The organism is Pseudobutyrivibrio ruminis CF1b (genome assembly GCF_000424005.1).
GTDB classification, from domain to species: Bacteria; Bacillota; Clostridia; order Lachnospirales; family Lachnospiraceae; genus Pseudobutyrivibrio; species Pseudobutyrivibrio ruminis_C.
In genome coordinates this window covers 61,172-74,235 of sequence record NZ_AUJB01000005.1, presented here as the reverse complement: position 1 = coordinate 74,235, position 13,064 = coordinate 61,172, and the positions used below count along the sequence as shown (strand labels likewise).

At 31.9% G+C, this 13,064-nt stretch carries 12 protein-coding genes; all 12 read right to left on the bottom strand.

The window, feature by feature from the left end; genetic code table 11:
* The coding region (locus tag G592_RS0102200) for an SDR family NAD(P)-dependent oxidoreductase (RefSeq protein ID WP_155942140.1) at positions 1–332 on the bottom strand (332 nt) is incomplete at its 3' end.
* Between the two features lie 66 nt (positions 333–398).
* Positions 399–1,907, bottom strand: coding sequence for a hypothetical protein (locus G592_RS0102195; RefSeq protein WP_028246365.1), 1,509 nt, complete (start codon positions 1,905–1,907; stop codon positions 399–401).
* Positions 1,908–1,927: 20 nt separating this feature from the next.
* Positions 1,928–2,917, bottom strand: a complete 990-nt coding sequence (locus tag G592_RS16860; protein WP_196801814.1) for a TylF/MycF/NovP-related O-methyltransferase — start codon at positions 2,915–2,917, stop codon at positions 1,928–1,930.
* Positions 2,918–2,925: 8 nt separating this feature from the next.
* Positions 2,926–3,936, bottom strand: coding sequence for a hypothetical protein (locus G592_RS0102185; RefSeq protein ID WP_028246364.1), 1,011 nt, complete (start codon positions 3,934–3,936; stop codon positions 2,926–2,928).
* 75 nt (positions 3,937–4,011) lie between these two features.
* Positions 4,012–4,959, bottom strand: coding sequence for a hypothetical protein (locus tag G592_RS0102180; RefSeq protein WP_028246363.1), 948 nt, complete (start codon positions 4,957–4,959; stop codon positions 4,012–4,014).
* 80 nt (positions 4,960–5,039) lie between these two features.
* Complete coding sequence (locus G592_RS0102175) at positions 5,040–6,134, bottom strand: DegT/DnrJ/EryC1/StrS family aminotransferase (protein WP_028246362.1); 1,095 nt, start codon at positions 6,132–6,134, stop codon at positions 5,040–5,042.
* Between the two features lie 4 nt (positions 6,135–6,138).
* The gene (locus tag G592_RS0102170; RefSeq protein ID WP_330365370.1) at positions 6,139–6,543 is read right to left on the bottom strand and encodes an FdtA/QdtA family cupin domain-containing protein; all 405 of its coding nucleotides are present in this window, start codon (positions 6,541–6,543) and stop codon (positions 6,139–6,141) included.
* Between the two features lie 57 nt (positions 6,544–6,600).
* Entirely contained in the window at positions 6,601–7,602 is a 1,002-nt protein-coding gene (locus G592_RS0102165; protein ID WP_028246360.1) for a glycosyltransferase family 2 protein, read from the bottom strand.
* 218 nt (positions 7,603–7,820) lie between these two features.
* Complete coding sequence (locus G592_RS0102160; protein ID WP_028246359.1) at positions 7,821–8,882, bottom strand: glycosyltransferase; 1,062 nt, start codon at positions 8,880–8,882, stop codon at positions 7,821–7,823.
* 21 nt (positions 8,883–8,903) lie between these two features.
* Positions 8,904–10,775 carry an asparagine synthase (glutamine-hydrolyzing) gene (gene asnB / locus G592_RS0102155; RefSeq protein WP_028246358.1) on the bottom strand — a complete coding sequence of 624 codons (1,872 nt, stop codon included), beginning with the start codon at positions 10,773–10,775 and terminating at the stop codon, positions 8,904–8,906.
* A complete protein-coding gene (locus G592_RS0102150) occupies positions 10,775–11,749 on the bottom strand; it encodes an SDR family oxidoreductase (protein WP_028246357.1) in 975 nt (324 codons plus the stop codon). The genes asnB and G592_RS0102150 overlap by 1 nt, the downstream gene beginning before the upstream one ends.
* A 4-nt stretch (positions 11,750–11,753) precedes the next feature.
* On the bottom strand, positions 11,754–13,064 hold the full coding sequence (locus G592_RS0102145) for a nucleotide sugar dehydrogenase (RefSeq protein ID WP_028246356.1): 1,311 nt from the start codon (positions 13,062–13,064) through the stop codon (positions 11,754–11,756).

Below are 13,064 nucleotides of genomic sequence, written 5' to 3'. Positions count from 1 at the left end.
GCAGCCTGAAGGATGTTAAGAGTACCCTTGATGTTTGTGTCTACGTAAGCATCTGGGCTGTGGTATGAGAATGGAATAGCGATAAGTGCTGCAAGGTGGAATACTGCGTCGCAGCCCTTCATAGCCTCGCGGACACCGTTAGGGTCGCGGACATCACCAGCGAATACCTCTACGTGATCCATGATGCTCTTATCAAGTGTGTCGAGCCATCCCCAGTTGTTAAACGAATTATAGTAAACGAAGGCCTTTACTTCATAGCCCTTCTTAACCAACTCTTCTACTAAATGTGAACCGATGAATCCATCTGAACCTGTAACTAAAACTTTCATTATTCTGTTTTCCTTCAATATATAGTCTATGATTATTACTTTAGAAAAAATATATGTATTATGTTGCTATTAATTCTCCATTGTGCAACAAACAGATTTACTAATATTCTCTATATCATTAAATACCACTCTTATTTTGTCTTCTATTACTTTTTCAAAAGGTAATTCTGATAATTCTTCTTGTTTTGGGAAAAACATATAATCGTTAATAGAATTTTTTTCCACACTATAGAAGTAATTTTCAATATCACTATCTTTGACCGTGATATAATTTTCGTGCAAAATATCTTTGATTATTGATTCACACTGCTCTTGATTATCAACAACTATACCACCTGGAATTCCTTTCCAATAATAGTTATCTCCAAATATAAATGCAGGCTTTTTGCTAAGCACTCCCTCTATGAGACATGAACCTGTCAAACTTGCTACTGCTAAAGATTTTTCAATTATTATATTTGATGAAACCTCCGTTTTTATAAGCACTATATTCGGTATACTTTTCAAATCATAAAAAAAGGATTTATCAAAAGTAGATTGACAATAATGGGCCTTAACATACACTAAAACTCCATATTTTTCAGCAGCTTTAGCCAAAAGTTTAATAGCAAAAAGTTGATTTTCAAAAACTCCTCCTCCAGGTGAAACCGTAGCCTCCGGATTTAAATGAAGCGCATAATATATATATTTATTTTGAAAATCTGGCAAACTGGCTATTTTATTATATCTTCTTAAACTCACTTGATGAAAAAGGCTATGATATGCTCTTATTGTATCTCTAAATTCTTTCTTCCCAAACTCCAACTCTTTATTATCTAAACAGATAAAACATTTCGTATAATGTAATATTTTAAAAATTATACTTTTTATTCTTACATATCTAAAATATTCCTCATCTGTCCTTTTTTTTGACGCTTTCTTTCTATCTACCAAATCAAACTTTATACTGTCATTTTTATACATCATTCTATCTAGATATCTTCGTATATAAATATTATTTGATTTATTCACCCCAGTTACATTTTTATAGTCTTCTATAATTGAATTACCTATAGTAGATATACTATCTCCGTATACATACACATGTGGAATAGTTGTTATAGAAAAGATAATCATCGGGATTCCCAGCGCTTTACCCATTACGTAAATAGCATACTCGTGAGTAGTATGTGGAACATAACTAAAATACATGTAATTGATTTTATTTTTTATAATCACACCATACCAAAAACGTAACGCCTTATAGAATAAATCCCTCGCTTCTTCAACAGTATAAATATCAAAGTTTGTATCTCTTCGAGAAATGGTAAGTGCTGTAGGTTCATATTTTTTTATAGTATTTAGAATACTTCTGGAAAATGGTTTTGCTGCTTTATATTCAGGATAGTACTCATACATATTATGCCAACACATCTGTGATGGAATAACAACAACATCGTTATCGGCTTCTATATCACTAGATCTGCTGACAACTACAATACGTCCTATTATCTCATTTTGTTTTAACTTATTTACTAGTTTTCCTTGATATCCTTCAATGGATTCACTAGCTCTATATAACATATTTATTTTGTTCATTTTTACCTAATACCCCTTATCTATTTACAAAACAAAACACTTCCATAAAAATCTGCAACAGGAGTAAAATGAACATTCCATTTACTCACAAAAGTATCAACCGCTTTTTTTGTTCCTTTATAAAAAGGGGCGTAATAATCACTTACCAAAATGTATCCTCCATTAGATAATCTAGGATAAAATAATTCTAAAGCATCTAATACTGGAGATTCTAAATTTAAATCAATACTTACAAAACAAAATTTTTCATCTTCAAGATCGAATGTTTCTGGAAAATATCCTTTTTTTATTATCGCTCTATCTTTATCAATAATTCTATCTAAAACAATATCAACACTTGTATCCTTAAACTTTTCAGACTCTCCTACCTTATTTTCAATTTCAGAATCAATCTCAACATCTTGAATAGCAAACCCTTCAAAAGTATCAAATAAATACATTTTTTTTTCTTTGAATAACCTGTCTATAATTACAGTGAAATCCCCTTTATAGACACCAAGTTCAGCAACCTCTCCTTCTACATTATTATCATATATCGTTTTTGCAATTAATTTCGTGGTTTGTTCTCTTACAAAATCTTTTTCTAAACTATCTATAGAATTACTGCTATCCCAAAAAACAGACGGATAAATCTTCGCTATCTTAGTTTCAGAATTTATCCATCTGTCAATTATTGATCTGTTATATTTTAAATCAACAATCTTTGCTATTTCCGAAGAGATCCACCTATATGTCTCAACTTCATCATATATATATGAAACAATTTTATTTTGGGGAATACTATAATTTTTCAAAAGCTCTGCTATTTGGTTAACATATCCCGATGCAATAACTAAATAATCATAATCAAATTGACATATTTCTTTCTCTGTAATAACTTCTATTTCATGAAATGATTCAAATTTTTTTTTACTGTTAACAAATGCAACAACTACAACCTTCGTTAAATCCAACTTTGAAAATAAACTATCAGCAACACTTCCCGTGCCAAAAATAATAATTCTATCCATTGTCTTTATCATCCTCTATGCTTACCAATAACATCCCCAATAATATCAATTAACGTGCACATACTCTCCTCATTAATACGCTGATCAACCGGAACAGGTACCAAATCAAGAGCAAGTCTTTTTTCTGTTGAATTAATACTATTATTTACCAATTCATCCTCTAATATCCACTTCCACCATTGCGGAACAAACACTTTTCGTTTCACTAGTTCCTGTCTTATCTTATGTCCATTTTCGATTAAGAGCGGGTACACCATAGGACAGCCATCATTGTATTTAGGTTTTAAAATATTTATTTCATTAAAGTTTTTTTCTAGTATTCTAAAATTCGATATTCGAGCATTTTTTATATAATCATAATCCACTAAGTCTAACATCTGTCGTGTCAAAACAGACATATACTTTATCCCAGACTCCTCAATCTCTTTCTCTGCTTTCAAAGAATCATAATAATATGAATTCACACTTCCCTCGATAGCTTTAAATATATGGCATGCGCGTTCTCCTGACATATCTATTTCAATATTCATTTCGTCATAACTTTTCATATATTCTAATTCTAAAGATATAAGATAAGCCCCATCCGAAACACCCACAAACTTTCTAGGTGAATAAACATTATAAACATTTCTTTTCATTATCGGTTTTGCAAAAAAAGCTTGAGTGTTATCAAAAATAACATTTTTGTATTTCGAACAACATTCATCATAATAGTTGTCATTTTTAAGACCAAAATAGTTTACAATTACTATAGCTTCATCTGGTTCAATCATCGAAATATCAGGCTCATTGTTTTCATCCAATGAATAAAAATGACAAACAATATTATATTTTACAAAAGCATCATAAACAGATTTGCACAAATAAAAAGGAATCCAAACTTTTGAAAATCCAGCACATTTTACCGCATAAACCATGGCATATCTTGCTGCGTTAAATCTAATAAGATTTGGATATTTTTCTTCTGTATAGTATTCTTTCCCTGCTTTATCAAGCGTATTGTATCCACCAAATTCCATTTTTTATTCTCTTTTTTTACGAATTTTCGATTTGATAGTAGTCCATAAATAGTAATATCATAAAAGTAACAATATTTATTCTTTAAACACAATCGAATAATGTCTTTTGCTACTTACATCGCAACCTATACTTTCTTTAAATTTACATAGACCAAAATTAGGTTCTCCATACTTCGAAGAAGGACCTATATCAATTACTGTTGCACCTTCATTAGTGTAATAATTCACGAGACAATATGCCAAAAAATTTATAGGTTTAAACTCCGATTGTTCTGGTATATCTCCCCAATATACAACTTGACAAATCTCTTCATTTACCCAAAATACAATTGCTGAAGCAATATATAGGCCATTTACCTTTACTAAGAAAAAATCATGCTTGACCAAATTAATTGTTTCTTTCACTTGATCCCATGACATAGCGAGATAATATCCTTTGCTTTTTCTATTTATTGCAATTATATCATATGCCTTTTTTTTATCTTCTACTGTAATACATTTCTCAAATTCCAAGCCTTTACTCAAAGAAATGTTTAAGTTCTTTTTTGCGTTATGATGCAAATATGTAATATAATTATTTTTAGAAAACTTATTCAAATCCAACGAATAATTTAACTCTTGATAATCCTGTAAAAAACCAGCACCCAACATAGCGCTTTCGACTTTTGCATTATGCTCAGCACCATACAAATCAGGTGCTAGATAAATGTCTATTCGTTTTCCTCCATGTTCTTTCACATAATCTACTAAGCTAGCATAAAATTCCCAATAATATCGTAATTCAATCTCTTTTCTTAATTCTACCAGCGTTGAAAATGGTGCTGAGAATGGAGCAAGCCACTCATGGTTCTCATTCTCCGCTATAGAAAAAGCAAATCTATTTTTCTTGTCTTTAAACAACAAATAATGTACCCTACTAATTTTATAGGAATTTAGGCTGAGAAAATCTCCTGATACATATATATTTGCTTTTGCATTCACCAATGAAGTGTATTCTTCATTACTAATTTCAATTAATTCCATAATCTGTGCCTTTTATTATATTCTTTATTTTTTGGTAATAATTAATGATTAAAACTAAATTTATGTCATATAATTCATTATTAGAAATCATTTATAGCATCTATAACATAATTAACTTCATCCTCATTCATTCCATAATAAATTGGTAAACTCAGTTCACACTGACTAATTTCTTCTGCAACAGGAAAATCACCATATTTATATCCCAAAGTCTTATAACATTCTTGTAAATGAATAGGAGTTGGATAATGTTTATTAGTTATTATGCCTTGTTTTCTCAAGTGAATTTCAAGCTCATCTCTTTGTTTGGATCTGATACCAAATATATGCCAAACAGGTTCAGTATAATCCGGAACATATGGCAAAATTATCTTGGAATTTGTTATTCCTTTCATGTAACTATTCGCAATTCTTCTACGATCTTCATTCATTTTATCTAGATGAGGAAGTTTAGCTGATAAAAAAGCCGCTTGAATTTCATCCAATCTTGAATTATTACCTTCATAAATATGATGATATTTATAATCTGAACCATAATTTCCTAGCGCTCTAATCTTATTCGCTAATTCATCATTTGATGTAACTACTGCACCTGCATCACCAAGTGCCCCAAGATTTTTTCCAGGATAAAAACTGAATCCCGCAACATCTCCAAATGAGCCAACTATTTTTCCTTTATATTTTGCACCATGTGCCTGAGCACAATCCTCTACAACATATAAGTTATTTTTTTTTGCAACATCCAAAATATAATCCATTTCACATGGCTGACCATAAAGATGTACTGGAATAATGGCTTTTGTTTTTTTTGTTATTGCTTTTTCTATTTCGTAAGGATTTATGTTAAACGTGCTTATATCAGGATCCACTAAAATTGGCTTAGCACCAGTATATGTTACAGCCAAAGCTGTTGCTATAAAGGTATTTGCGGGAAGGATTACTTCATCCCCCTTTCCTATACCTAATGCTTTAAGAGATAACATTAATGCATCTAAGCCGTTTCCAACTCCTACACAAAACTTGGAATTGCAATAACACGCAAATGCCTCTTCAAACTTTTTGTCTTCCTCTCCTTCTATGTACCAACTTCTAGTATAAACCCTTTCAAATGAATCACGTAATTCCTTATCTAATTCGCGTTCCATTGGCAAAAAACTAACAAAAGGAATTCTCATATATTTACCTACTTTCTAAAGTATTAACAAAATCTATAAAATCATTATAATCTCGTATGTAATCATTCTCATCATATAACTCAGACGCAAGCACTAATAATACTGCATCACTAGAAAAATCATACATCTCACGCCACATAGCATTAGAAACATATAAGCCTTCATAAGGTTTTTCTAGCGCTACTTCTTTTTGTTCTCTACCATTATCTAATTTAATCTTGCAACTTCCATGTATGCAAATAAGAATCTGTTGTAACGTTTTATGCGCATGATGCCCTCGCACGACGCCTTCACCTGTGTCATACATGTAGTATACCCTTTTTATTTCAAATGGAATATCTTTATATTCCTCTAATGCCACTAACTGGCCTCTATTATCGCCATGTGGCTGAAACATATATTTTATCACTTGCAATTGTTGACCCTCCACGATTTTAAATTTTACTTTCCTTGCATGTTTTTTATATTAGTCGTTATTGTATTGGAAATAATATCTTTCGGCACAATCGTGTAACATTTCAATATAGCCATCGATATTATCATTATCTGCTCTCTCAAACATATTACTTGTCATTTTATTAATCTCTTTTTTATACATAAAATATTGAAATATATCTTCCAAGAAAAAAATATATAATAAATATTTGATTTTTGAATATATAGATGGTCTACATGCTTTAAAACACTCTATATAAATTCTAATTCTAATATATGGCTTTGAAACACAATTTAGTGCGTACTTAGATATTTTTACAATGTCATCTTTGATTAATTGCTGTGTATGCCCCTTTGCTTTCGTTACTTGGTTATCACTTTGCCTATAAAGTATTAACGGCTCCCTTAATATTCTTAGTACAAAATCATATTTTTCACACAATCTTACATAATGAGCCCTATCTTCAAGAAGATTGTATTCATCTATGAAGGAATAAATATCTTCATTATAGAAATCTGTACCAATGAGTGACCCATTCATAATTGGACAAGAAAACCATGCTCTTTCCTTAATTTGTTCCTTGCTTCTAAACGACGAAATCATATCCCAAATATATGATCTATAATCTCTAATTAAATGTGTTCCTTGAAATTTTAAAGGAGGACACATAACTATTTCATTTGTTTTTAACTCTTTCACACGAGTAATTACATCTGTTTTCGACAATAAATCGTCTCCAGATATAAAAATAAATCTCTCACCTTTGACTTCTCTTAATGCACCAGTTGAATTCTTACATGTCCCTCGATTAATCTCAGAAAAAAGCAGTTCAACATTCCTAAACAGAGACTCATTTTCTTTAATATAAAATTTAATTATATCTTGTGTGCCATCTGTTGACCCATCATCACCAATTATTAACTGAAATTCGTCATTTACTGCAAAATGATTTATTTGGTATTTGATACTTTCTAATGTATCTATAATAGTATCAAATGAGTTATACGTCGTTATTACAATACTAATTAGCATAGAATCATATCCTTTGTCACATATTTTTTTCAATAGCTCAATGTGTAATTTTATTTTTCACGTAAGTTTTAGCAAAATATAATCATCCAAAAGTTGTACATCAAATATGAAGGAAATACACATGAATTTCCACTCTTCTAAAAATTTAGCAATATAATATGATGTAATATGTACTCCTAGATATAATCTTTTACAACCAATTTAATACCACAAACATTTCATAAACCTCTAGCATAGCTTATATACTCATCCACAACTCTTTTCTCTGAAAAAAGATTACAAATTTTGATTGCTTCATTTTGAATTTTTTTTCTCTCATCATCATTATTTAGCAAATATTCTATTTTAAATGCCATTTTTTGTACATCACCAACAGGAACTAATAATCCATTTTCTCCATCTTTAATCAAATCCGCCGGTCCAAAATCACAATCTGAAGATACGCAAGCCAAACCGTACGCCATGGCCTCTAATAACGCATTGGGCATTCCTTCTGCCTTGCTTGCAAAAACAAAAATTTCATGTTTTAGTAATTCATTTTCGATGTTATTTTTTTGACCTTCAAAAATGATATTAGCTTCAATATTTTTGTTTTTACACATATCTTCATAATATTCCTGTAGCGGTCCATCCCCATATATATGTAACTTCGCCTCAGGTATATCTCTTACAACTAATTCAAAAGCATTGATTAGGGTGTCATAATCCTTATCTTCATGTAAGCGTCCCACACTACAAACATCGTAAAGAGATGAATCAGTTTTATTCTTTTCATTACTATTAATAGGTGCTATATTACCAATCACAACGCTCTTTTTCTGTATAGTCTTAGAATACATTAACTTAGCACCATTTGTTTGAAAAACAAATCCATCACAAAGTAATATAAACGGATGCACAATAATTCTATATAACAACTTTACCGATTTTGGATTAGCTCTTTGTGTACCAATAATTTTACACTTTCCAAGAAACATATTAGCCAACACCGCAAAAGGTAATGTTGATATCATAAAACAATACATAGCATCAGGATTCACATTTTTAATGTATTGTCTAATGCACATAATAGACCTAATTCTACCTATTCCTGCACTACCCTCACAGGATACATCGATTATATTAACCCGTGGGTCTACTTCGTATCCTATTTCTTTCGCATTTAACAACAACAAAATATCTACGTCTATTCCCCTTTTTACCATAGAATTTGCAAGTCGGGAAACCATTCTTTCAGCGCCACCGTACTTAAGTGAAAACGTCAAAAAAGCAATCCTCATCGTATCTTCTCCCCTAAAAATCTAATTGTTATCGTACCATCTCTGAAAAACGTACAATGCCCATAATTCAGACTTTCTATTAACCCTTCCGTCTAAATGCTCTGATATGATTTGATTAATATATTGTTCAGAAAAGAGGCCATGCTTTCGAATTTGATTTGCACTCAATACATCTTTCAACTCAATCTGCATCTCATTTCTAAACCAATGATCCAGTGGTATACCAAATCCAGACTTAGGAAGTCGAGTATAACCTTCTGGCAGAATTCCTTCGAAAGCATCTTTTAAAATCTTCTTTTTATTTTTTCCTTCAATCTTATAATTATCTTGGAGAGAAAAAGCAAATTGTACTATATCATTGGCAATCAATGGTGTACGAGTTTCAAGAGAATTTCGCATACTCATCCTATCAACTTTTGCCAGCATATCTCCTTCAAGCACATATCTCAAATCTACGTATTGAGTCTTGCGGATTTGGCTCGCATCAATTTCGTTATATCTTGAAGATATCATAGAATCTCCAGAAAAATCAGCCACACCATCTTTTAGTAGAGAAATACATTCGTTATTCTTGAAGCCTAGTTTCATAACTGATATAGTTCTCTCATATGGTGTCTGACTAGCATTTCTAACTACTTTTCCTATCTTTCTTGATAACACAGATGTGTCATTCATATGGGAAAGTGCTTTTTCGATTACATTCTTTCTCATAAAAGCAGGAACCTTATTATATAAGTCCGAATAGTAATGAATCAGATATTTATCATATCCCAAAAAACACTCATCGCCTGCATCTCCTGTCAAAACAACCTTAACATTCTTGGCAGCGAAACGAGATACTAAAAACACGGGCAGCGCTGAAGAATCTGCAAATGGTTCATCCATATTGTTAACAATTTCTTCTATTATTTCCATAGCCTGATTGTATTTCAATATTTCAGTATGATGTTTAGAGCCTATATTTTTTGCTAGAATGGCAGCATTTTTACTTTCATCATAATCAGCTTCTTCAAACCCTATGGAAAATGTGTTAATAGGTTTGGTAGAATTCTTTGCCATTAAAGTTGAAATTATTCCTGAATCCAATCCGCCACTTAAAAAAGCTCCATATGGAACATCACAGTTCATTCTATCTTTTACTGACTTATTTAATCGTACTCTAAGTTCATCAATAGCTTCATCATACGACATTTTTTCTATATCATGATCAATAGATAGATGCCAATACTGTTTTACATTAATATCACCAGCATTACTAATCTCAACATAATGCCCTGGGGAAAGCTTTTTTACATCTTTGTAAATAGTTAACGGCGCTGGTATATATGTATACTGTAAAAACATAGTTAGAGCAGTTTCATCTATGTTTTTCTCTATCAAGTTACAGTTTGATAAACTTTTTAACTCTGACCCAAACGCAAAAGAGCCATTAATATTACTATAAAATAATGGCTTTTCTCCCATTCGGTCTCTCACCACATAAAGACGCTCTATATTTCGATCGTATATGGCAAATGAAAACATGCCATCAAGTTCAGAAAATGCACCTACACTTTTTTCTTCATAAAGGTGAACTATTACCTCAGTGTCAGAATTAGTTTTAAAAGAATGGCCCTTCTTCTCTAATTCTTTCCTAAGCATTTTATAGTTATATATTTCACCATTAAATACTATTACAATAGAGCCATCTTCATTAAAAATAGGCTGTCTACCACTAGCTAAATCTATAATTGACAATCGACGCATCCCCATAGACAGCCAAGGTCCATCGAAAATCCCTTCATCATCAGGACCTCTATAAATAATCTGCTGATTCATTCTATGAACTATATTATGTCTTTTATCAACAGAATAACGATTTATAAAATCAACGACTCCATTTATTCCACACATTATAAATTATCCTTATACCACTCGATAGCTGCTTTTATTCCCTTATCAAAACTCCAATCTGGATCATAACCCAAATTAGCCTTAGCCTTTGATATATCAGCATTACTATGCTTGATGTCACCTGCTCTATCTGGTCCAAAGTTTGGTTCCTTGTCTACACCAAGAGCCTTTGTTAAACCATAATAAATATCTATAAGATATTCACGTCCGCCATATGCAACATTATAAGCCTGACCTGCGGCAGAAGAATCTGCTAGACATGCTTTCAAATTAGCTTCTATTACATTTTCAATATAAGTAAAATCACGGCTCTGTTTTCCATCACCATTTATAGTAGGAGTTTCTCCATTCAATAGCTGACGAATAAATTTTGGAATTACAGCTGCATATGCTCCATTAGGATCCTGTCTTCTACCAAAAACATTAAAATATCTCAAGCCGTATGTATCTAATCCATAATGTCTAGTGTACTGCTTAGCCCACTCTTCATCAGCTCTCTTACTTACTGCATAAGGCGAAAGTAAATTACCTTCTCTACCTTCTTTTTTAGGTAAGTTTGGCTCATCACCATATACAGATGAGCTAGAAGCGTATACAAATTTCTTTACATTATTCTGTCTGGCAGCTTCAAGCATATTAAGGGTACCAGCAATATTGTTAGCACAATAGAATAAAGGCATTTCTATACTTCTAGGAACGCTGCCCCATGCTGCCTGATTTAAAACGTAATCAACACCTTCACATGCTTTCATGCATGTATCTAAATCTTTGATATCACCTTTTATAAATGTATAGTTTGGATTATCAATAAATAAATCTACATTTTCTTGCTTACCAGTAGATAAGTCATCTAAACATCTAACCTTATATCCTAAATTTAGAATCGCTTCACATAAATTAGATCCAATAAAACCAGCACCACCTGTTACAAGAAAGACGCTATTTTCAGGAAATTTTAAATTTTGATATCCCATTATATTACAACCTCCAGTATCTATATCCAGCAGCTTCGTACTCTTTACGATTAAGAATTCCCTTTAAATCTAAAAGAATTTTCTCACCTGGGCCAAACAATTTATCTATCCGATTCATTGTTATACCGCTGAACTCTTCATGTGCAACAGCAACAATTACTGCATCCATATCTTTTATCTCCTCGAAATCAACAAACTCTATTCCATATAAACGTTTTGCTTCATCCGCATCTGCCTGTGGATCTACAATTACAGGATCAATACCATATTCATGGAGTTCATTAACAATATCTATAATCTTTGTATTTCTTGTATCTGGGCAATTCTCCTTGAATGTAAATCCTAAAATTGCTACATTTGCACCTTTAACTGGCTTATTAGCAGCTATAATATTTTTCACACAATTCTCAGCGCAATATTTACCCATATCATCATTAATTCTTCTACCAGACAATATAATCTGACTGTGATATCCAAGCATCTCTGCTTTGTATGTAAGATAATATGGATCAACACCGATACAATGTCCACCAACAAGACCTGGTCGGAAATTCAAAAAGTTCCATTTAGTACCTGCTGCCTCAAGAACTGACTTTGTATCTATACCCATCTTATTGAAGATGATTGATAATTCATTCATAAAAGCAATGTTAATGTCACGCTGGCTATTCTCGATAACCTTTGCTGCTTCTGCTACCTTAATAGATTCTGCTCTATGAACTCCTGCCTCCACTACAAGCTCATATACTTTAGCTACACAATCAAGTGTCTCTTCATCCATACCAGATACAATCTTAGTAATTGTTTCCAATCTGTGAACCTTATCACCTGGATTAATTCTCTCTGGAGAATATCCTATTTTAAAATCTACACCGCATTTAAGACCTGACTCTTTTTCCAAAATAGGAACACATACATCCTCAGTAACACCTGGATATACAGTAGACTCAAAGACAACGATAGAACCTTTTGTAAGATTTCTACCCAGAATTCGGCTAGCTCCTTCTACAGGAGTCAAATCTGGTGTATGATCATCATTTACTGGTGTTGGGACTGCAACAATATGGAATTTTGCTTCCTTAAGTCTTGTTTCATCTGATGTAAAGTCTACAGATGTTTTAGAAATAACATCATTTCCAACTTCGTTAGTTGGATCTACACCTGACTTATATAAATCTATCTTATGAGCATTCAAATCAAATCCAATTACATCAATCTTCTTTGCAAATGCTACAGCGATAGGCATTCCAACATAACCTAATCCTACTAATGATAATTTTTCTTCTTTGTTTACAAGCTTCTCATATAATTCCAT